This window comes from Shewanella sp. VK101 (assembly GCF_056497865.1).
In genome coordinates, this window is the sequence record NZ_CM151402.1 from 3,742,956 (window position 1) to 3,765,001 (window position 22,046).

The window sequence follows — 22,046 nt, forward strand, 5'->3', positions numbered from 1 at the left end:
AAAGCCCTGTCAGTGACAGGGCTTTTTAATAACGTTAATCAACAAGGGAGGCTTTTAAAGCTGCAGCGGCATTACTCTCAAGCCTTCAATCCTCAGCGTCCTCAGCGGCGGATATAGTAGATAGCCGCGCCGGTAAACAGCACACTCGGCATCATGGCACCCATCAAGGCCGGCAGCTCATAGACTATGCTCATGGGACCAAAGATCTCATTACAGATATAGAAGGTAAAGCCGGCTATCACCCCGAGTAATACCCTGGCCCCCATGGTGACGGTTCGCAGCGGCCCGAACACAAAAGAGAGCGCCACCAGCATCATCACAGCCACCGTGATGGGCTGCATCACCTTACGCCACAGTGCCAACTCATAGCGACTGGCGTCCTGATTGTTGTTCTTCAGGTAGTCGAGATAACCGACCAAACCACGGATAGACAGGGCATCGGGTTTAACCGACACCACGCTCAGCTTGTCCGGTGTCAGACTGGAGGGCCATCTGTCTTCCTTGAGGTTATCCAGCACCACTTGCTCATTTTTGAACACTGTGCGGCGAACCTCCAACAAACGCCAATATTCCTTGGTATAGATAGCCTGCTCGGCGTGCACCACACTGGCCAACTTCTGCTCTGAGTCAAACTCATAAAGGGTAATATTGCCAAGACGGGTCACATCTTCAATCTCGCCGATGTTGACGAACAGATTTCCGTCTCTGGCCCAAATCCCGCGGTGGGACTTAATCAGGTTGCCGCCGGAGATCTTGTTGGTCTTAAGCTCATAGGCCTTCTGCTCCGCCACCGGCGCGCCCCATTCACCCAGTACCATCACCATCAGCATCAAAGGAACCGCCGTCTTCATCGCCGACAGGGTGATCTGCAGCCGCGACATGCCGGAGGCCTGCATCACTATCAGTTCAGAGTTTGAGGCCAGCATACCCATGCCGATGAGTGCCCCGAGCAGCACGGCCATGGGGAAGAACATCTCCACATCTCTTGGGATCAAAAACAGCACATAGACGGCGGCGTCCATCATGGTGTAGCTGCCCCGGCCCACCAGACGCAGCTGATCGACCCACTTGATGATCCCGGAAAGTCCGGTCAAAATAAGCAGACACAGGGCCGAGGTGCTGAGCAGTACTCTGGCAATATACCAGTCCAGTATCTTCATGCTGCGGCCCCCCGGCGTTTGAACAGGCCGGTCAGGCGAGTGCCCAAAGGTCTGCCCTTGCCTATCAGCAAGATGCCCATCACCAATGCCGAGGCGTGGATCCACCACATCCCCAGCCAGGCCGGGATCACCTCATCCTGCAGCGCCTTGCGCCCGGCGACCATCAAGCCGAAATAACTAAGATAGAGTAATACCGCCGGGAACACCTTGGCAAACTTGCCCTGGCGCACATTGACCCGCGCCAGCGGCACAGCAATCAGCGTCATCAAAGGGATAGCCAGCGGAATGGCCAGTCGCCAGTGGAATTCGGCCACGGCTTCCGGCCCCGGCGTATTGAGCAGTTCCTTGAAAGGCACGGCAGATAACTTACGATCCCTTTCATCCACTTCCTGCTCTTTGAGCTGCATCTGATAGCCACCGAACTCAATCACCTGGTAATCCACCCGGTTCGGGGCTCCCTGATAACGCACGCCATCATCGAGCTTGAGCCGCTGACCACCGGTTGCGTCTTCCACCACCCGGCCACCATGGGCCACGACCAGGTTGGTAACGCCACTTTCGTCTTCCGCATCGGGAAGCTGGGCCACAAAGACTTTTTCCAGTTCGTTGTCTTTACTGATTTTTTCAACAAAGAGCACAGCCCGGCCATTGGCACTGGTTTGAAAACGTCCCTGAACCAGGGCGGCAAGCCCGGCCTCTGACTGAGCCTTTTCCAAAACCGTGTGCTGTTTGTCCTGCGCCCAAGGCGCGACATAGAGCGCCAGATAACCGGTAAACAGGCTGTTGAGCAACGCCAGGATCAGAGTTACCCGGGTGACATACCATTCGCTGATGCCGACCCCGTGAAAGACCACCATCTCGTTTTCTGCATACATGCGGCCATGGGCGAGCAAGATCCCCAGAAACAGACTCAGGGGCAGGATAAGCACCGCCAGTTCGGGCAGATTGAGGCCTATCAGTGTCATCACCAGGGAAGCGGGAAATTCGCCATCGGAGGCATCGGCCAGGATGCGGACAAATTGCTGGCTGATAAAAATAGCTAACAAGACTGAAAGCACCGCTATTTGTGCCTTCAAAACTTCGCGGATCAAGTATCTAAATACAATCACAGGCTGAATCCGGTATCCAAACTTATCTTTTTGCTGGTGTCAGTGTTACTTTCATGTAGACTGTCTACTTTTGATAGTTTTCTGACCATAACAGGCGGCATTTTGGTTGTTTCAGGCGTATGATTCTTGTCAGCCAAACCAGCCCCCTGCTGCAGGAAATTTTCCGCCTTTGGGCGGCACAAGCAGACATTATCCAATAAATAAAAAAGTTTGTCTTTAAAAGAATCTAGGAGAGCTCATGGAGTTTAGCGTAAAGAGCGGCAGCCCCGAAAAACAGCGCTCGGCCTGCATAGTTGTAGGCGTTTACGAACCCCGTCGCCTGTCCGGCATCGCCGAACAACTGGACAAAATCAGTGAAGGTTACATCAGCAACCTATTGCGTCGCGGCGATCTGGAAGGTAAGCCCGGGCAGATGTTGCTCCTGCATCATGTACCCAATGTACTGAGTGAGCGGGTTCTGCTGGTAGGTTGCGGAAAAGAACGAGAACTAGACGAGCGCCAATACAAGCAGATCATCACCAAGACGATCAACACCCTCAATGATACCGGCTCAATGGAAGCCGTTTGCTTCCTGACCGAACTGCACGTTAAAGGCCGCGACACTTATTGGAAAGTGCGCCAGGCCGTGGAAACCACCAGCTCTACCCTCTACAGCTTCGATGGACTCAAGACCCGCAAGGGCGAGACTCGCCGACCGCTGCGCAAACTGGTATTCAATGTCCCCACCCGCCGTGAGCTGACGGTCGGCGAGCGCGCCATTGAGCACGGTGTCGGCGTTTCCGCCGGTATGCAGTTGTGCCGCGACGTGGCCAATATGCCACCCAACATCTGTAACCCGGCTTATCTGGCCTCGCAGGCCCGGCAACTGGCCGAAGTGCACGAGAACCTGAAGGTCAGCACTGTCGGTGAAGAGCAAATGGCCAAGCTCGGCATGAACGCCTACCTGGCCGTGGGCCGTGGCAGCGCCAACGAGTCCATCATGACAGTGATGGAATATCAAGGCGCCGTCGACACGACCGCCAAGCCGATAGTGCTTGTAGGTAAGGGGCTGACCTTTGACTCAGGTGGTATCTCGCTCAAGCCTGGCGAAGCCATGGATGAAATGAAATACGACATGGGCGGCGCTGCCGGGGTACTGGGTACCATGAAGGCCATCTGTGAAATGAAGCTGCCTATCAATGTGGTTGGGGTACTGGCCGGCTGTGAAAACATGCCTTCCGGCAACGCATACCGCCCAGGTGATATTCTCACCACCATGAGCGGCCAAACCGTGGAAGTGCTCAACACAGACGCCGAAGGCCGTCTGGTGCTTTGTGATGTACTCACCTATGTGGAGCGCTTCGACCCTGAACTGGTGGTAGATACCGCCACTCTGACAGGTGCCTGTGTTATCGCGCTGGGTAAACACGCCTCAGGTCTGTTCTCGGCCCATAACCCACTGGCGAGCGAGCTGCTCAATGCCGGTGAGCAGAGCGGTGACCGCGCCTGGCGCCTGCCGATATGGGATGAGTACCAGGAGATGCTGGACAGCCCATTTGCCGATATGACCAATCTGGGCGGACGCCCTGCCGGGTCTATCACAGCGGCCTGTTTCCTGTCGCGCTTTACCAAGAAGTACCACTGGGCTCACCTGGATGTAGCAGGTACAGCCTGGAACAGCGGCGCCAACAAGGGCTCGACCGGTCGTCCGGTTCCTATGCTGGCGCAGTTCCTGCTGAACCGCGCCGGAGTCGAGCAAGGCGAATAAGCGTCTGACTCCCGGTTAATAAAAAGCGAAGCCCAGTGCTTCGCTTTTTATTTTTGTGGGGTCATGCCATTGGCTATTTTATAAAGCCAATCTTCCCTTTGTCCTGCTCCTTCCCCGTCTTTTGATTATCGCCCCCGCCTTTTGATTATCGCCATAGAGCCGGCGCTTGAGCAAAATGGTATTCATCCACGGCTCAAACCACAGAGCGAAGCCGCATTAAACCGACCTTTTGAATGGCCGTGGCTCAATACGGCCCCATAAAACTCGGCTTCAGACTAAGTTTGCACAGCTGAGTTTGCAAATAAAGCTCCGACCGACATGACTCCGTTCACTTTAACTCTGAACGCTTTAATTTATTGTTTTTCATCAACTGACACTCTATCAAGTTTCCTTTGTCACTTGCTACTGCCGCTGAAGCTCCGAGCCAAACAAGCGTTGTACAAATAAACCACTAGACGACTGGTCTAGTGGTAATTATACTGGCCGCCATGAACACACAGACACAAAGCACACGCCAACACATACTGGACACGGGTTACCAGCTCGTCGTAACCAAAGGCTTTTCCAATGTTGGCCTGTCACAACTGCTGCAACATGCAGAAGTCCCCAAGGGCTCCTTCTACCACTACTTCAAATCCAAGGAGCAGTTCGGTGAAGCCCTGATAAAGGACTATTTCAACGATTATCAAGTTAAACTGCAGGCACTGCTGGGCCATGAGCGCACTCCGGCGCTGCAGCGGCTGCAAAGCTACTGGCAACTCTGGCTGGACTGCGACGCCGATGTCTGTGGCGCGCAAAAGTGTTTGGTGGTGAAGCTGAGTGCCGAAGTGGCCGATCTCTCTGAGCCGATGCGTATGGCGCTGCTGCAAGGCGCCAAGCGGATCATTGCCACCATTGCCGAATGTATCGAAGCCGGTAACCGGGATGGCTCTGTCAAGATCAGCAACAGTGACCAGACGGCGCAGCTGCTCTACAACCTCTGGCTGGGGGCCAGCCTGATGAGCAAGCTGACTCAGGATAAAAACGCCCTCAACCTGGCAATGCAAACCACTGACAACATACTCGCAGGCAGGCTGGACAACAGCGGCCAATAACAGATACTCCCCGCCACACAGGTGGCGGGATTTTTTTAACCAAGCACTAGACGACCGGTCTAATTAAGTAATAAAAGCCAATGGAGCCTATTATGACTGCCAATCAAAACCCACATCAGCGCATTGTGCTGGCCTCTCGCCCGAGCGGCGCTCCCAATGCAGACAACTTCCGTCTGGAAAGCAGCAGTAAGCCAGTGGCAGGCGACGGCCAGGTGTTGCTGCGCACCATCTATCTGTCGCTGGATCCATACATGCGCGGCCGCATGAGTGATGCAAAATCCTATGCCGAGCCGGTAGCCGTGAACGATATCATGGTCGGCGGCACGGTTTGCCAGGTGGAAGAGTCCCGTCACCCGAACTTTGAAGTCGGTGAGTGGGTGCTCGCTTACACCGGCTGGCAAAACTATGCCCTTTCGGACGGTGAAGGGTTGTTGAAACTCGGCAAAGCGCCGGCAGCCCCCTCATATGCCCTTGGAGTCATGGGCATGCCGGGTTTCACCGCCTATATGGGACTGCTGGATATTGGCCAGCCCAAAGCGGGAGAAACCCTGGTGGTTGCCGCCGCCACCGGACCGGTTGGCGCTACCGTAGGTCAGATAGGTAAACTCAAGGGCTGCCGGGTCATAGGTATTGCCGGCGGCGCTGAGAAATGTCGCCACGCCAAAGAAGTACTGGGTTTCGATGAGTGTCTGGATCACAAGGCCGAGGACTTCGCCGAGCAGTTGGCCCGAGTCTGCGACCAGGGAATAGACATCTATTTCGAGAATGTCGGCGGCAAAGTGTTTGATGCGGTATTGCCCCTGCTAAATACCAGCGCCAGAGTCCCCGTATGTGGTTTGGTGTCTCAATATAACGCCACTGAGTTACCGGCCGGTCCGGATCGCCTGTCACTGCTGATGAGCACCATTCTGGTGAAGCGGATAAAGATGCAGGGCTTTATCATTTTTGACGACTATGGTCACAGATATGAAGAGTTTGCCAAGGATATGGGTGACTGGCTGTCTCAAGGCAAAATTCAATATAAGGAGCAACTGGTCGAAGGGCTGGAGCAGGCCCCACAAGCCTTTATCGGCCTGCTTGAAGGTAAAAACTTCGGCAAGCTGGTGATCAAGGTAGCCGAGCCGCTGTGATAAAAACTGATAGCTGCACCAAGTTGAGTCCTGCGGCCATTCGGTAACCAGCAAAGCAAGACTTGCGGCCCGCTTAAGCATAAACGCCAAGAGGGCCGCCAATTTTGACGGCTTAATTCAAGCTATTCACGCCGTCTTTAACAAAGCCTTGGATCAGGCCTCCAGCTTAAGCCTGGTTTCAAAGACAATCCGGGCACGCCCTTTAATTTGAACTTTGTGAACAGTCTCTTTATCGGCAAAGACCCGCACCTGCATATATCCCTTGCGGCCCATCTGTTCGCCCTGAGCGATGGAAAACTCCGAGCCCTGCATGCTGGCAGGCAAGCTGCCGTAGTGAGTCAAATAAGCGCCCAAAGGCCCATTGGCATTACCCGTTACAGGATCCTCTGTTATCCCTATGGCAGGTGCAAACATACGCCCTGCAGCCAGCACGCCCTCCTCTTCAGACTCCAGTGTAAACAGGTAAAAACCATTGCAACCAATTTCCCGACTCAACGCCACCAGCTTGGACTCATCCAAGGCAACCTGCTCGAGCAGCGCTTTACTCTTGAGTGGTACCATCACTTTGGAGTGGCCGGTAGAAACTATCTGTACCGGCAAATCCGTCACCAAGGCCCCTTCAGACAAGCCGGTACCCAGCAACAATGACTCAACCTGGGCAGCACTCAAGATGGCGCCAAACTCTACCTTTCCCTGAGTCATCAGCACTGAAATATCGCCCTCTTCCGGTGCTATGGTAACCGGTAGCTTTCCTGCTCCCGTCTTTTGAATCACGGTTCCATCTGTGACACCGCGATTTTTGGCATAAACATAGTGGGCCGACACCGTGGCATGGCCACAGATAGGGACCTCTTGAGTGGGAGTAAAAAACCTGACTTCGATATCGTAATCGGCCCCTGGAGTATTAAAAATAAAGGCCGTTTCCGAATTATTTAGCTCTCTGGCGATATTTTGCATCTGCCGCTCATTCAAGCCATCGGCATTGAGCACTACACCGGCGGGATTACCGGCAAACAGCTCAGTGGTAAAGGCATCCACTTGAAAGAGTTGTAACTCCATAATTGACTCCGGAACAAAAGCGTCAAACGAGTATCGACACTTTCCCAACCCTTGGCAATATAGGCGTAGCTTGTCACCCGATAGCTCAAGAGCCTTATCGGGATGGCGCTGACCATTTCAACCTTTGGCCAAAAGGTGTAAAATCCTCCTCTTATGTCAAATGGCTACCAGTGTTCTGTGCAGGGGTGAGATGCAGGCGATGAGCAAGGCAACTTTTTATCTGCTGCCGAATGCAGCACAGCAACCAAGCGCCGAGCAGTTGCAACTGCTTGCCTGTCAGTTGGCCGGGCAACATTATGCCAAGGGTGAATGGCTGTATATTCACTGTGAGGATCAGGCTCAGGCCCATGGGATTGACGAGCTGCTGTGGCAGTTTGAGCCCAGTGCTTTTGTGCCTCACAACCTCAAAGGGGAAGGCCCTGCCGCCGGTGCACCGGTTGAAATCGGCTTTGACAGGCTGGGGCCCAATCAACGCCGCCCGATACTGATCAATCTGGCCAATGAAGCCCCGGCGTTTGCGGTAAACTTTGGCAGGATCATAGATTTTGTTGCCGGTGATGAGCAACACAAGGCCCTGGCCAGGGACAGATACCGCCAGTATCGTAATCTGGGAGTCACGCTCAGCACCCAGGATTTGGCAACACAACCACTTAATTTTGTTTGAGAAACGACAGTTCCCATGGAAAAAACATACAATCCGCAGTCTATTGAACAAGCGCTCTACCGTGTATGGGAAGAGAAAGGTTACTTCAAGCCCCACGGTGACGAGTCCCAGGGCAACTATTGCATCATGATCCCGCCGCCGAATGTCACCGGCAGCCTGCATATGGGACACGCCTTCCAGGATACCATTATGGACACCCTGATCCGTTACCAGCGGATGAAAGGCAAGAACACCCTCTGGCAAGTGGGTACCGACCATGCCGGTATCGCCACCCAGATGTTGGTGGAGCGCAAAGTCGCCGCCGAAGAAGGCAAGAGCCGCCACGACCTGGGCCGTGAAGCCTTTATGGACAAAGTATGGGAATGGAAGAACCAGTCCGGTGGCACCATTACCCGCCAGATGCGTCGCCTGGGCGCCTCAGTAGACTGGGACCGCGAGCGTTTCACCATGGACGAAGGTCTGTCGGAAGCCGTGCAGGAAGTGTTTGTTCGCCTCTATGAAGATGATCTCATCTATCGCGGTAAACGCCTGGTTAACTGGGATCCCAAGCTGCACACTGCGATCTCCGATCTGGAAGTGGAAAACAAGGAAAAGCAGGGCCACATGTGGCATTTCCGCTATCCACTCGCCGATGGCGCCCTGACCGCCGACGGTAAAGACTATCTGATTGTCGCCACCACACGTCCGGAAACCATGCTGGGTGACAGCGCCGTTGCCGTGCACCCTGACGATGAACGTTATCAATCCCTGATAGGCAAAGAGATCATTCTGCCAATCGTCAACCGCCGTATTCCTGTGGTGGCCGATGACTATGTGGATATGGAGTTCGGTACCGGTTGTGTGAAGATCACCCCGGCCCACGACTTCAACGACTATGAAGTCGGCAAGCGTCATAATCTGCCTATGTTCAACATACTCACCCAGGATGCCGCCATCCGCACTGTGGCCGAAGTGGTGAATGTCGACGGTAGCCTCAACACCGAATTGGACGCCTCTTTGCCAAGCCGTTATGCCGGTATGGACAGATTCAAGGCCCGCGATGCAGTTGTCGCCGAATTCGAGACCCTGGGTCTTTTGGAAAAAATCGAGCCCCACGGCCTGAAAGTGCCTTATGGCGACCGCAGCGGCGTGGTGATTGAGCCGCTGCTGACAGACCAATGGTATGTGTCTGTCAAACCACTGGCCAAGACAGCCATAGAAGCGGTGGAAAACGGCAATATCAAGTTTGTGCCTCAGCAATACGAGAACATGTACTTCTCCTGGATGCGTGACATTCAGGACTGGTGTATTTCACGTCAGCTGTGGTGGGGTCATCGCATTCCGGCCTGGTATGACGACAGCGGCAAGGTCTATGTCGGCCGTAACGAAGCCGAAGTCCGTGCCAAGCACAACTTGGCAAGCGATATTGCTCTGCGTCAGGATGATGATGTACTGGATACCTGGTTCTCCTCTGCCCTGTGGACCTTCTCAACCCTGGGCTGGCCACAGCAAACTCCTGAGCTGAAAACCTTCCACCCCACAGACGTGCTGGTGACAGGTTTCGACATCATCTTCTTCTGGGTAGCCCGGATGATCATGATGACCATGCACTTCATCAAGGATGAAGACGGCACACCTCAGGTGCCTTTCAAGACTGTCTATGTGACCGGGCTTATCCGTGATGAGCAAGGCAACAAGATGTCCAAGTCCAAGGGGAATGTGCTGGATCCTCTGGATATGATCGATGGCATAGATCTCGAATCTCTGGTTGGCAAGCGCACCGGTAACATGATGCAACCGCAGCTGGCCGCCAAGATAGAAAAGAGCACCCGCAAGGAGTTTGCCGACGGCATCGAAGCCCACGGTACCGACGCGCTGCGCTTTACCCTGGCTGCCATGGCGTCCACCGGCCGTGACATCAACTGGGACATGAAGCGCCTGGACGGTTACCGCAGTTTCTGTAACAAGCTGTGGAATGCTTCCCGCTATGTACTGATGAATACAGAAGATCAAGATTGCGGCCCCAACTCACCCAACGGCAAGGCCGGCGGTGAGATGCAGCTGTCGCTGGCGGATCGCTGGATCACAGGTCTGTTCAACCAAACGGTCAAGACCTTCGAAGAGCATATGGGCGCCTATCGTTTCGACCTGGCCGCCAATACCCTGTACGAATTCACCTGGAACCAGTTCTGTGACTGGTATCTTGAGCTGACCAAGCCTGTGCTGCAAAACGGCTCTGAAGCCGAGCAGCGTGGCACCCGTCATACTCTGGTGACTGTACTCGAGCAGCTGTTGCGCCTGATGCACCCATTGATGCCATATATCACTGAAACCATCTGGCACCGTGTCAAACCACTTGCCGGTGTGGAAGGGGAAACCCTGATGCTGGCCGCCTTCCCTGAGTATCAGGCCGACAAGGTCGATACCGAGGCCATGGCCGACTTGGAATGGGTCAAGCAAGTGATTGTTGCCGTGCGTAACATCCGCGCCGAGCTGAACATAGCTCCGTCCAAGCCGCTCAACGCCTTGCTGCGCAGTGTCAGTGCCCGCGACAAGGCCCGTGTCGAAGCCAACCAAACCTTCTTCACTAGCTTGGCCAAGCTGGAAAGCATGACGATTCTGGCCGATGGCGACAACGCGCCCATGTCCACCACCCAACTGGTGGGTGAGATGGAACTGTTGATCCCTATGGCGGGGCTTATCGACGTAGCGGCCGAAATGGCTCGTATCGACAAACAACTGGATAAGCTGAGTGGCGAAGTCGCCCGCATTGAAGGCAAGCTGTCCAATGAAGGCTTTGTTGCCAAAGCGCCGGCCGCCGTTATCGACAAAGAGCGCAGCAAGATGGCTGATCTCAAGCGCGATATGGACAAGCTCAAAGAGCAGCAAGCCGAGCTGGCCAAACTGGAAGCCTAACGATTAGCTCAAGAGCGATAAACGTAAGGGCAGTCAATTGACTGCCCTTTTTTCATTCCGTTTGCGCCCAGGGCAGAGGGTTGGCAAGATTAAGATAATTTCATCTGCCAGTGCTGGCTATCGGGACAACATATTGTTAAATTGGGGAATATTCCAAGGGGAGTAACTTCTCGCCGGTTTGTCGTCATTACGGTGTTTGCGCACCCGGCAACCGGGCAAAGCCACTGAGCTGTGCTTTGTAAGTGAGACCTTGCCGACAGGCAAGATCCGTGCTCCTTCAGCTGGCCTGCCGTCGGTGGCAGGCTTTGTTGTATTTGGAGATAACGAAATGGGTACCTGGTGGTTGTGGAGCGGATTTCTGGTAATAGTACTGGGGATCCTTTGGATAGATCTTAAGTTTGTCGGCGGTGGTCACAGCCATAAAGTCTCGGTCAAAGAGGCGGGGATCTGGACCCTGGTGTGGATAAGCGTCGCCATGCTGTTCAACTTAGGAGTCTGGTTCTATCTGAAACAGACCGCAGGTCTCGAAGTCGCCAATCAGCAAGGGCTGGAGTTTCTCACCGCCTATCTCATCGAAAAAGCCCTGGCAGTGGACAATGTATTTGTCTGGCTGATGTTGTTTAGCTATTTCGCCATCCCCGCCGAGCTGCAAAGGCGGGTGCTGCTCTACGGAGTGCTGGGCGCCATAGTCATGCGCGCCGCCATGGTATTTGGCGGCACCTGGCTGATTAATCAGTTCCACTGGGTGTTGTATCTATTCGGGGCCTTTTTGCTGTTTACCGGTGCCAAGATGCTGTTTGCCAAGGAAGAGAATGAAACCGATCTCTCCAACAGCAAACTGCTTGGCTGGCTCAGAAAACACCTGAGGGTGGTGAAAAAGCTTCAGGGTGAGCGCTTTGTGGTGCGTCGCCGCGGCATGTTATTTGCCACGCCCCTGTTGCTGGCGCTGATTTTGGTAGAGATCAGCGACATCATCTTCGCGGTGGACAGTATTCCGGCCATCTTCGCGGTCACGACAGATCCCTTTATCGTACTGACCTCCAACATCTTTGCCATCATGGGACTTAGGGCCATGTACTTTCTGTTGGCGGGCGCCGCCGAACGTTTTGTGCTGCTCAAATATGGCCTGGCGCTGATCCTGATGTTTATCGGTACCAAGATGCTTCTGCTGGATATCTATCATCTGCCTATCATGCTGGCACTGGCGGTCATCGCCGCTATCCTGCTGATCAGTGTATTGGGCAGCTTGTGGCTGACCCGGGATAAGGGTAAACAACCACAGGCATAATATCTGTCACTTGTCAGTCGCTCGAAGGGCTTATAAGACAACAAAAAATTAACAAACGTTATTCTTATGACCCAGAGAGCGACCTTGGTCAACGGCACTTTGCTGCCACTCAACAACCTGTTGGCAGACGGCGTTTATACCGCTCCTTTCAAACTCGGCAGTGAAGAGTGTGAGGTTAACCTCATCATAGATAGCGGCAGTTCCACTATGGCTGTGCTGCACAGGCGCTATCAGCCTGAACAGGATATGTCACTCAAGCCAACGGCCTTGGCACAGGAGATTTGTTATGGTCAGGGAGGCTGGCTGGGCTCTGTCATTCACACTCAGGTTCAGGCGGCGCAGCTGAAGTTAACAGATACGCCACTGGCCTTGGTACACAAGGAAACCCGGCACACATTCCTTGAGGCTGACGGTATCTGGGGACTGGCCTATCACCCCCTCAATCGCAGCTATGATCTGAGCCATTATCTCGCTCTGCAACATCAGCGGCAGAAATACACCTTTCCCTGGCCCTTTGGTGATCAAGCACAAGTGCTTGATCAAAGGCAGCTGCAGCACTTCAAGACCTTAATCTCGCAGGCACCAGAGCAGGATATTCCCAGTTGCTTTACCCTGATGGAACAACATGGTCTGTGCGCCAACAGGTTTGCCCTACTCTGTCATAGATCCAGTATTCACCATGCCTGTGCCGAAACAAGGCAGGCAAGCTTAAAAGACGACAGTCTCAATCAAGGAATACTGATACTCGGCGGCGGCGAAGAGCAGACCCATCTCTACGATGGCCAATTTATCGATATCAAGGTCGTCCATGACCGCTACTATAACCTCAATCTCAAAGCCGTCGGCTGGCACGGTGAGGATGCCATTCCTCTTCCTCCCACCGACAGCAAGCTGGAACAGAGAGGGTCGAGTAACGCCATTCTGGACTCGGGCGCTTCCCTCATCTGCCTGCCCGAGAGTCTGTTCAAGCGCTTGCTGCAGAGTCTTTACCGTCTTCACCCTGACGCTGCCTCTGTGCTGGAGCCCTTTATCCATGAGCTTTCCAAGGTGCAGCAAATGCTGGCAGAAGGTATCCCCTGCAACCAACTCAAGCTTGAGCAATGGCCGGAGCTGTTGTTTTACCTCGAAGGAGAAAAAGGGGAAACCTGCATACTCACCTGCCCGGCTGACTGTTATTGGCAAACAAATGCCCCCAAGCATGGCCATGCCGTATTCAAACTCATGGGACAACTGCCCCATTGGCCGGCCCAGAGCATTCTGGGGCTTCCGCTGTTCAATCCCTACTATGTAGTGTTCCGTCGCGATCTGGGAGCGAGCGGCACGGTTCGCTTTGCCCGTAAGAAAAATGTTTCCAAGCCGGCAGTCCCCTAAGGAGAGTCATGAACAGATTGACCAGTCCAAGACTGCTGTTAACGCCTCTGAAAGCAGAGGATAAAGGCTTGTTCACCGGCCTTTATCGCGATCCTCAAGTCATGTCTTTTATCGCAACTGAGCTCAGTGAAACAGAGGCCGAAAGACGATTTACCCATACCCTGACAGCCAACAACAAGTTGCTGCCCCGAACATATTGTTGGTGTATCAAAACCCGCAGGCAGCTCCCGATAGGCATACTGGGCCTCAGCCGATACGGACGAGTGGGCGAAATAGGCATTTTGTTGCGCCCACAGGCTCAGGGACAAGGTTATGCCAAGGAGCTACTGCACCTGATGCAGCAGCGACTCTCAAGCGAAGCGACCCTCGATGAGCTACTGCTTCGTACTCATAAAAAGAACGAACCGATGAAAAAAGTCGCCTTGGCTATGGGGTTTAAGCCAGTCATGGCCGAGCCTGAGCACTCCCGCTTGATGTCATTTCTGTGGCAGACCAGCAATAGCGCTTTAAAAAATAATAAACATTGATAACATTAGAAAAACAACTAAAGAGGCCAAATCAATGCAAGGCTCTATCACCTGTGTCGGCGTCGGTATGATGCTGGGGGCTCACCTGAGTCCAGTCAGCCTTAGTCATATTGAGCAGGCCGATATAGTGTTTTGTGGAGTATCCGACCCTCTGGTCGAACTCTGGCTTAAGGAACTCAATGCCAATGTCCGCTCGCTACAGCCTTGCTATGCTCACGGAAAATCCCGCCATCTCAGCTATCGGGAGATGGTCGATACCATGCTAAGTGAAGTTCGTTTGGGTAAAAAAGTGGTCGGTGCCTTCTATGGACATCCCGGCGTGTTTGCCAAAGCGCCTCACCAGGCAGTGACCATTGCCAGGAATGAAGGCTTTGAGGCGCAGATGCTGCCAGGCATATCCGCTGCCGATTGCCTCTATGCCGACCTTGGCATAGATCCCGGTCAAAATGGTTGCCAGCACTTTGAAGCAACCCAATTCATGCTCTACCACAGGCGAGTCGATCCAACTGCCACTCTGATCCTGTGGCAGATAGGCCTGGCAGGCGATCTCGACATGGGGCTGACAATCACAGACGCCAAGAATCGGCAACTCTTGTTGGAAGAACTCTATCGGCTCTACAGTCCAGAGCACTCCTGCTGGCTTTATGAAGCCGCCACCACGGCGCTGGCCTCACCCAGAAGAGAAGCCATAAAACTGCGCGAGCTTGTAGAGGCCACTTTGGCGCTCCATACCACTTTGGTGATCCCTCCTGCTGCAAAACCCGAACCTAACTTAGAAATGCGAGCACGCCTTGCGGCATTGGGTAGCAAGGCGCCCTTGTATCATCAACCCGAGGAGAGTGTATGAGTAAAGTGATTAACCTGCTAGCCCGACTGGGCGCCGACCCGAGCCTGCAAGCCCCGGAGGCGCTGGATAAAGCTCTGACTGAAGCCGGGGTATCCGCCGAAATAGCCACGGCCATCAAAGATAAAGATCTGCTGCAGTTGAAGGCCGAGCTGGATCTTTGCCCGGACGTATTCTGTATATTTTTCCCGGCCGAAGATGAACCGGAAAAAGACGAGCAGGAAGATGACGAAGAGAATCAAGCTTCACAGCTACAAGCTGTGGCCAGCTAGACGGCACCTGAGGCTCAGCGGCAGGCGGCTCATTTGCGCCCTGCTGTGCCTGATAGCAAGCACTGCGGCCCAAGGCTCGGACGAACTCGGAGAAGCGCTGCAACGCAGCGACGAAATCCGCTCGAGTTCGCCCGGGCAGTTCAGCGCCATGCTCAGAAAGCTGGAGCTGCGCCGTACCGATATGTCTGCTGCCGAGCAGGACTACCTGTCTTACCTGCTCGCCTACGAGCACTCCTTCAACGGCCGCTTGGAAAAAGCCCGCAGTATCTATCAGGAGCTGGTGCAATCTAGCGCTGTGCTCGAAATCCGCTTTCGGGCGCTGACCTCTTTGGTCAATACCAATGCCATCAAGCGCGAGTGGAGCCAAGGTGCCGAAAACCTGCGACAAACCCTGCAACTCTTGCCACAAATCAAGGACGACGGCTTCTATGTTCATGGTCTGGCGGTAGCTGCGGTTTTCTACAACCTTCTGGGGCAGTATCAACAAGGGCTGCACTTTGCCACCAGGCTCAGGGAAAAGGGCCACAATGATGGTCGCAGCCTCTGTTTTGCCGACCAACTCAGCCTGCAGGCGCTGTTTGGCTTGAAGCGTATTGAAGCCACTGACAGAGCTTTTGCCCAAGCCTTGAATATCTGCCGGGAAGCCAATGAACCCGTGGGCGCCAGCGCTATACTCAGTTACCAGGCAGAGCTGTATATCAATGAGGGCAAACCACAGCAGGCGCTGGAGCTTTTGTTACATCAGCTTCCCCAAATGGAGTCGACTCGCTATGCCCCTATGATTGCCAGCTATTATTCGCTGCTTGCCGAAGCTTATTGGCGCACAGATGAACCAGAACTCGCCAAAGAGTTTGCCATCCAAGCCGTGGCAGGCGGTGCCGAAGCCGGCAAGGGCGACCCCAGTATCCGAGCCTTTCGGGTGCTGTATCAGTATTACTGGCAAAGCGGCGACCTTGATGCGGCGTTGGATGCCTATATACAGTATTCCGAAGCCGATAAAGCCTTTCTCGACGAGATCAGAGCCAAGACCCTGGCATTCCAGTTGGCGGAACACCAAAGCGTGGAGCAAAAAAACCGTATCGCACTGCTGGATGAACAGAACAAGCTGCTCAAGGTCAAACAACAGTTGGCCGAGACAGAGTCCCACAACCACAAGCTGCTGATAGCGGCACTTTTCTGTGTCATCACTTTGCTGCTTACATGGGGATACCAATCCTGGAAAACCCAGAAACGGTTACGGGAGCTGGCCGAGTTTGATTGCCTCACCGGGATTTTCAGCCGCGGGCATTTCACTCAGGTCGGGCTCAGCGCGCTGGAATACTGCAAGCTGCAGCAACTGCCGGTGAGTTGCATCATGCTGGATTTGGATAATTTCAAACGTATCAACGACACCAAAGGTCACAAGACCGGAGACTGGGCGCTGAGGGAAGTGGCCCGTATCGCCCGAAACCTATGTAACGGCAAGGAAATACTAGGGCGCATTGGTGGCGAAGAGTTTTGCTTGTTGATGCCTGAGACCCGTATCGACAAGGCGATAGCCTTTGCCGAAATTCTGCGGGAATTATTGGAGCAGGTCGATACCTCGGATTCGGGCCACAGCTTTACCTTGACCGCCAGCTTTGGGGTCTCTGAAGCTGCAATTTCGGGCTATCAGTTGGAGGCGCTCTTGGCAGATACCGACAAGGCCATGTACCAGGCCAAGAAAAATGGTCGCAACCAGGTGTGCAGTGCTGCCGATATCCCCTGAATTCGGGTGGAAAAAACAGGGCAAAACAGCATATTGGTGTTTTTTTTGACACCAATGCCAAAGTATAATGCGGCTTTATAGCGACGATGGAAACCTGCCATGCTGGCTTTTATCAAAGAAGAAATATCACTGCTTATCGCCTTGATTACCTTGTTATTCTTTAAGACAGGTGGCGCTGAGTATCTGGCGGACGGAACTCCGCTCGCCGTTTATATCCCGCTGTCGATATTGCTGCTTGTGGTAGTGATCTGGACCATTTTCGGAGTCGTGCGCCATTCAGATATTCTGGCTATTCGACTGGGCGATCCCTATGGCACCCTGATCCTCACCCTGTCGGTGATCTCATTGGAAGTGGTGATGATCTCCTCTGTGATGCTGACAGGTGACTCCAACCCAACCCTGGCCCGGGACACCATGTTTGCCGTGGTGATGATCATCTCTACCGGCCTGGTGGGGCTGACGCTGCTGCTGGGCGGTTGGCGCTATCATACCCAGCAATTCAATCTCGATGGGGTAAAATCCTACCTGGTCGCCATTATCCCGCTGGCCTTGGTGTGTCTGGTGCTGCCCAACTTTACCGAAGGCGGCAGCATAGGCGGCTTATCGGTTTCCATGTCCTGGATGCTTGGCTTGGTGTCGATTATGCTCTACGGCATCTTCCTGATGATCCAAACCAAGAGCCATAGCCACTTTTTTGTTGATGCCGACCACCTGGATGATGAGCACCATCATCATGCCTCCAGCCACTCCAACCTCTACCACGGAGTGCTGTTGCTCATCTGCCTGGTAACCGTAATGCTGCTGGCCAAGACCCTGGCCATGCCCATCAACTACAGCATTACCACTCTGGGCGCGCCGGCGAGCCTGGGTGGCTTCCTGGTAGCCTGTATTATTCTCGCGCCGGAAGCTGTGGGTGCCATAAAAGCCGCGCTCAATAATCAGTTGCAAAGAGCGATGAATCTCTATTTTGGTTCTGTGCTGGCCACCATAGCCCTGACCGTACCTGCGGTACTTCTGGTGGGCAGTATTGCCGGTGAAGAGGTCAGGCTGGGGCTCAGTCCCGCAGATATGGTACTGCTGGTGACCACGCTGATGGTTTGTAAGGTGAGTTTCAGCAGTGGCCGCACCCATGCACTGCACGGGGCGACTCACTTGGTGTTGTTTGTGGTCTATCTGTTCTTGATGTTTGAGTAATCATTCGCGGATGTTGGCCATGAAAAACACATCCACATATTCGCCATCACGGAAGGCATAGTCCCTCGCCTCGCCCTCAATCACAAAGCCATGGCGTTTGTAGAGCGCTATGGCGGCGTGATTGTCGGTATAAACCGTCAGCTCAAGGCGTCTCACCGCCAACCAGTTATGGGCCAAATCCACAGCGGCTGCCAACAGCGTAGAACCCACGCCGATACCGCGGCACTCTTCACTCACCGCCATCCCCAGATCGGCCACATGCTTACGTCTGGGGTTGGTTTGTACCTGTAAGGAGAGCTGACCGGCCACCTCCCCTTGCCACTCTGCGACCAGTGAATAATAACCATCCGGCAGTTCGCCCAGACGCTTATACCACTTTTCGAGTGACGGAAAGGGCTGCTGCAAGGTGCCGGCATAACAGCTTGGCTGAGTAAATAGCGCCCGTATTGCCGGAATATCCGTGTGCTCGCTGTGGCGCACCACTACCTCTTGTTGTGACTGACTCACCTTGGGTTCAAACTCTGTTACCTGCACTCTGTTGTTCTCCTTAACTAAAAGCCGCCAAGCCTGTCTGGGCCCGTCCCAGGATCAAGGCATGAATATCATGGGTCCCCTCATAGGTATTGACCGCTTCCAGGTTCATCAGATGCCGGATAACATGAAACTCGTCACTGATACCATTACCACCGTGAATGTCCCTGGCCTGGCGAGCGACTTCGAGCGCCTTGCCGCAGGAGTTACGCTTGATTAGCGAGATGGCCTCGATAGCCAAACTGTCCTGATCCAGCAAGCGACCGGCCTGCAAGCAGGCAAACAGCGCCGTGGTGATCTCTGTCTGCATGTCCACCAGCTTTTTCTGGATCAGCTGATTGGCCGCCAGCGGCCTGCCAAACTGGACTCGGTCCAGACTGTATTGCCGCGCGGCATGCCAGCAAAACTCGGCCGCGCCCAAGGCGCCCCAGGCGATGCCGTATCTGGCCTTGTTGAGACAACCAAAGGGCCCCTTGAGCCCCTCGACGTTGGGCAGCAAAGCATCGACACCCACTTCAACCCCGTCCAGCACAATTTCGCCGGTTATCGAGGCCCTGAGAGAGAACTTGCCCTCTATCTTGGGCGCCGACAGCCCAGGGGTGCCCTTTTCCACTAAAAAGCCACGAATGACCCCATCCAGCTTGGCCCAAACCAGGAAGAGATCGGCAATCGGTGAATTGGTGATCCACATCTTGTTGCCATGGAGCCGATACCCTCCCGGGATGGCTTCGGCGCGAGTCTTCATGCCGCCGGGATCTGAACCTACATCCGGCTCGGTCAGGCCAAAACAGCCAATCAGCTCACCCCGTGCCAGCCTTGGCAGGTATTTCTGTTTCTGCTCTTCACTGCCGTAGGCAAAAATCGGATGCATCACCAAAGAGGACTGCACACTCATGGCCGAGCGATAACCACTGTCGACCCGCTCTATCTCCCGGGCAATTAGGCCATAGCTGACATAGTTGACCCCGGCGCCGCCATATTCAGTCGGCAGAGTCGCCCCGAGTAACCCCAGAGCACCAAGCTCTGTCATGATCTCTGGATCAAAGTATTGCTCGCGATTTGCCTGCAGGATCCTGGGTTGCAACTTGCTTTGGGCATATTCATGCACAGTGTCACGGATCATCCTTTCTTCCGGCTGCAACAGACTGTCAAACTGCAAGGGATCTTGCCAATCGAAGGGATTACGGGCCATAGCTTTGTCCTTTTTTTCAGCTGATTTTCATCATGCTACCTCAGTCCCGGATGTCTGCCCAGAGCTGAAACCTCTGCCAAACAAAGATTACGCCTGTATCAAATTGCAACCTTTATGAAAGAAATCTCTGAATTTGCGCCGGACAAATGCTAATCTTCTGCACAATCTTGGTCATAGTTATTACTGATATTTCCGGTATTCATGTCTGTACGGCTCTGTTTATTCATTATCAGCCTCTTTTCTCTCAGCGCCTGGGCCCATCCCTATTGCGAGGAGAGAGAGTGCATACCTGTTGGTGAATGGGATCTTGGACTGGCTTTGGGTTACGGCCAAAAGAGCAACCCCTTGCGCCATCAGGACGATATTCCCCTCTATGTGATCCCCAGTATTGCCTACTATGGTGAGAACTGGTTTTTTGACAACGGTAATCTGGGACTGACCCTGGCGGAGTCGGAAAACTACACCATCAACCTGGTGACGGCTTACAGCAGAGAGCGGGCTTTTTTCTACCGCTGGGATCCCAGCAATGTGTTTACCTTCAGTGGCGGATCTCAAGTCTCCATTACCCCTGAGAGCCGCGCCGCGCCGGTTATGTTAATGCAAAGCAATGAACCACCAAAAGTTTTTAACGAATTAGAGGACAGGCACTTTACATTTCTTGGCGGAGCCGAGGCTTTTATTTACACTCGATACGGTATACTGAATCTTTCGCTTACACATGATATGTTCAATGTTCACCGGGGCACTGAAGCCAAAGCCAGGTGGTTATATCATCTGACATTGGAACGCTGGAAACTGGAGTTTGCCCTGAACATAGAATGGAAGAGTAAAGAAATAGTCGACTTTTACTTTGGCGTAAGACCAAGCGAGAATGCCTATTGGAGTCAGGCGTACCAGGGGAGTTCAGGCTTTAACCGCGGACTGGAGTTTACCGGTCGCTATAGCCTCAACGAGGACTGGGATCTTGTATTAGGACTGCGTTATACCCAACTTGCCGATGAAATAGCCAAGAGCCCTCTGCTGGATGAAGATGATGTCAGAGCTTTTTTCATTGGTGCTGCCTATAGGTTTTAAAACAAGGTGCGCTTAGCAAAAGGCTGGTGTTGGCTGTTCCCGCTGCTGATGTTGTCAATGATATTTGCAGCCAAGGTACAGGCCGAACCAGATAATAATAATCAAGAAGCCAAGCTGGCTATCACTCCACAGCTCTGTATTCTCAAGAGTGAAGAGGACACCTGTTCGCTTGACGTCAGTTTAAGCTGGAGTAATACAAACGGTGCGGTTTGTATCCTTTCTGATTACGAAGGGTTACAACGTTGGTGCAGTGAAACTGAAGATGTGCACAGCCTCACATTCCGACTCACAACCAGTGAGGACATTCACTTTGTCATGGTAGATAAAGACACATGGCAAACCTTAGCCGGCGTTTACTTTAGAACTACGCCCGTGTCTGACACCAGCGTCAGGCGAAGATATCGTAACCCTTGGAGTTTATTCTGATGACCTCAGCGCAATCGACTCACCGAGTTTTATTGGTGGAAGACGACATTCGTCTTGCCAACCTTATTGTGGATTATCTCAAGTCCCATGGCATGCATGTAGAAGTTGAGCGCCGCGGTGACACAGTACTGACCAGACTGCTTAACTACAAACCGGACATTATCCTGTTGGACATCATGCTGCCGGGGATGGATGGACTGACATTATGTGAAAAGCTGCCGGATTACTTTGCCGGCCCTATCCTGCTGATGAGCGCACTTGGCTCCAATGAAGATCAAATCAAGGGCCTGGAACTGGGCGCCGATGACTATGTGGTTAAACCGGTTGACCCGGCACTCTTGGTCGCGCGGATCAACAATCTGCTGAGACGTCATACCAAGCCACCTATGGCAGAATCCCACTGCCTGAGCTTTGGCAAGCTGAGCATAGATCCTCACACCCAGGCGATTCGTTTGGGCGAGAAAGAGGTGGATCTCACCAGTCACGAATTTGAACTCCTGTGGCTGCTGGCATCCCAGGCCGGCCAGGTGCTGAGCCGCCAGTATATCTACCAATGCTTGCTGAATATCGATTTCGACGGCAAGGATCGCAAGATAGACGTGCGCATTTCCCGCCTGCGCAAGAAGCTGGGCGATAACATAGAAACACCGTTCAGGATCAAGACGGTCTGGGGCCAGGGATATCTATTTGCTCCCGAGGCCTGGAACAGCTAATCCTCTTTT

General features: G+C 53.6%; 20 protein-coding genes. 15 read left to right on the top strand and 5 right to left on the bottom strand.

Annotated features, from left to right (window positions below):
- Nucleotides 1–101: 101 nt before the first annotated feature.
- Complete coding sequence (gene lptG, locus ACSHSR_RS16765; protein WP_028781603.1) at nucleotides 102–1,160, bottom strand: LPS export ABC transporter permease LptG; 1,059 nt, start codon at nucleotides 1,158–1,160, stop codon at nucleotides 102–104.
- Nucleotides 1,157–2,269 (bottom strand): LPS export ABC transporter permease LptF, encoded by a 1,113-nt coding sequence (lptF, locus tag ACSHSR_RS16770; RefSeq protein WP_479630965.1) that lies wholly within the window; start codon nucleotides 2,267–2,269, stop codon nucleotides 1,157–1,159. The genes lptG and lptF overlap by 4 nt, the downstream gene beginning before the upstream one ends.
- A 238-nt stretch (nucleotides 2,270–2,507) precedes the next feature.
- On the opposite strand from lptF, the gene pepA reads away from it, so the two are divergent.
- The 3 genes from pepA to ACSHSR_RS16785 all read left to right on the top strand — a co-directional run bounded on the left by pepA (nucleotide 2,508) and on the right by ACSHSR_RS16785 (nucleotide 6,240).
- Nucleotides 2,508–4,016, top strand: a complete 1,509-nt coding sequence (pepA, locus tag ACSHSR_RS16775) for a leucyl aminopeptidase (protein WP_028781604.1) — start codon at nucleotides 2,508–2,510, stop codon at nucleotides 4,014–4,016.
- A 488-nt stretch (nucleotides 4,017–4,504) separates the two neighbouring features.
- Nucleotides 4,505–5,110 carry a TetR/AcrR family transcriptional regulator gene (locus ACSHSR_RS16780; RefSeq protein WP_215794599.1) on the top strand — a complete coding sequence of 202 codons (606 nt, stop codon included), beginning with the start codon at nucleotides 4,505–4,507 and terminating at the stop codon, nucleotides 5,108–5,110.
- A gap of 92 nt (nucleotides 5,111–5,202) precedes the next feature.
- Complete coding sequence (locus ACSHSR_RS16785; protein WP_025011392.1) at nucleotides 5,203–6,240, top strand: NADP-dependent oxidoreductase; 1,038 nt, start codon at nucleotides 5,203–5,205, stop codon at nucleotides 6,238–6,240.
- Between the two features lie 153 nt (nucleotides 6,241–6,393).
- Here the strand turns inward: ACSHSR_RS16785 and ACSHSR_RS16790 are convergent, their stop codons facing one another.
- Nucleotides 6,394–7,299 (bottom strand): PhzF family isomerase, encoded by a 906-nt coding sequence (locus ACSHSR_RS16790; protein ID WP_190533029.1) that lies wholly within the window; start codon nucleotides 7,297–7,299, stop codon nucleotides 6,394–6,396.
- Nucleotides 7,300–7,498: 199 nt separating this feature from the next.
- On the opposite strand from ACSHSR_RS16790, the gene ACSHSR_RS16795 reads away from it, so the two are divergent.
- The 9 genes from ACSHSR_RS16795 (at nucleotide 7,499) to ACSHSR_RS16835 (ending at nucleotide 18,101) form a co-directional block, all read left to right on the top strand.
- Nucleotides 7,499–7,963: a DNA polymerase III subunit chi gene (locus tag ACSHSR_RS16795; RefSeq protein ID WP_025889275.1), complete on the top strand. Its 465-nt coding sequence runs from the start codon at nucleotides 7,499–7,501 to the stop codon at nucleotides 7,961–7,963.
- A 15-nt stretch (nucleotides 7,964–7,978) separates the two neighbouring features.
- Nucleotides 7,979–10,858 carry a valine--tRNA ligase gene (locus ACSHSR_RS16800; RefSeq protein ID WP_156018973.1) on the top strand — a complete coding sequence of 960 codons (2,880 nt, stop codon included), beginning with the start codon at nucleotides 7,979–7,981 and terminating at the stop codon, nucleotides 10,856–10,858.
- Between the two features lie 328 nt (nucleotides 10,859–11,186).
- On the top strand, nucleotides 11,187–12,146 hold the full coding sequence (locus ACSHSR_RS16805) for a TerC family protein (protein WP_096141183.1): 960 nt from the start codon (nucleotides 11,187–11,189) through the stop codon (nucleotides 12,144–12,146).
- Between the two features lie 66 nt (nucleotides 12,147–12,212).
- Entirely contained in the window at nucleotides 12,213–13,517 is a 1,305-nt protein-coding gene (locus ACSHSR_RS16810; RefSeq protein ID WP_208142043.1) for a pepsin-like aspartic protease, read from the top strand.
- 8 nt (nucleotides 13,518–13,525) lie between these two features.
- Nucleotides 13,526–14,044, top strand: coding sequence for a GNAT family N-acetyltransferase (locus ACSHSR_RS16815; protein WP_109248039.1), 519 nt, complete (start codon nucleotides 13,526–13,528; stop codon nucleotides 14,042–14,044).
- 34 nt (nucleotides 14,045–14,078) lie between these two features.
- Nucleotides 14,079–14,891, top strand: a complete 813-nt coding sequence (locus ACSHSR_RS16820) for an SAM-dependent methyltransferase (RefSeq protein WP_044735032.1) — start codon at nucleotides 14,079–14,081, stop codon at nucleotides 14,889–14,891.
- Complete coding sequence (locus tag ACSHSR_RS16825) at nucleotides 14,888–15,160, top strand: hypothetical protein (RefSeq protein WP_028781613.1); 273 nt, start codon at nucleotides 14,888–14,890, stop codon at nucleotides 15,158–15,160. The genes ACSHSR_RS16820 and ACSHSR_RS16825 overlap by 4 nt, the downstream gene beginning before the upstream one ends.
- A complete protein-coding gene (locus tag ACSHSR_RS16830; RefSeq protein WP_479630966.1) occupies nucleotides 15,114–16,907 on the top strand; it encodes a tetratricopeptide repeat-containing diguanylate cyclase in 1,794 nt (597 codons plus the stop codon). Before ACSHSR_RS16825 ends, ACSHSR_RS16830 begins: the two co-directional genes overlap by 47 nt.
- 99 nt (nucleotides 16,908–17,006) lie before the next feature.
- Nucleotides 17,007–18,101, top strand: a complete 1,095-nt coding sequence (locus ACSHSR_RS16835) for a calcium:cation antiporter (RefSeq protein WP_025011384.1) — start codon at nucleotides 17,007–17,009, stop codon at nucleotides 18,099–18,101.
- Here the strand turns inward: ACSHSR_RS16835 and ACSHSR_RS16840 are convergent, their stop codons facing one another.
- Nucleotides 18,102–18,635: a GNAT family N-acetyltransferase gene (locus tag ACSHSR_RS16840; protein WP_224867864.1), complete on the bottom strand. Its 534-nt coding sequence runs from the start codon at nucleotides 18,633–18,635 to the stop codon at nucleotides 18,102–18,104.
- Between the two features lie 13 nt (nucleotides 18,636–18,648).
- Nucleotides 18,649–19,824: an acyl-CoA dehydrogenase gene (locus tag ACSHSR_RS16845; RefSeq protein ID WP_144161653.1), complete on the bottom strand. Its 1,176-nt coding sequence runs from the start codon at nucleotides 19,822–19,824 to the stop codon at nucleotides 18,649–18,651.
- 201 nt (nucleotides 19,825–20,025) lie between these two features.
- Between ACSHSR_RS16845 and ACSHSR_RS16850 the strand changes: the two genes are divergently transcribed.
- The 3 genes from ACSHSR_RS16850 to ACSHSR_RS16860 are packed head-to-tail and all read left to right on the top strand — an operon-like array spanning nucleotide 20,026 to nucleotide 22,037.
- Nucleotides 20,026–20,898: a MipA/OmpV family protein gene (locus tag ACSHSR_RS16850; RefSeq protein WP_479630967.1), complete on the top strand. Its 873-nt coding sequence runs from the start codon at nucleotides 20,026–20,028 to the stop codon at nucleotides 20,896–20,898.
- 6 nt (nucleotides 20,899–20,904) lie between these two features.
- Nucleotides 20,905–21,324: a DUF3019 domain-containing protein gene (locus ACSHSR_RS16855; protein ID WP_025011382.1), complete on the top strand. Its 420-nt coding sequence runs from the start codon at nucleotides 20,905–20,907 to the stop codon at nucleotides 21,322–21,324.
- A complete protein-coding gene (locus ACSHSR_RS16860) occupies nucleotides 21,324–22,037 on the top strand; it encodes a response regulator (RefSeq protein WP_025889263.1) in 714 nt (237 codons plus the stop codon). The genes ACSHSR_RS16855 and ACSHSR_RS16860 overlap by 1 nt, the downstream gene beginning before the upstream one ends.
- Nucleotides 22,038–22,046 lie beyond the last annotated feature (9 nt).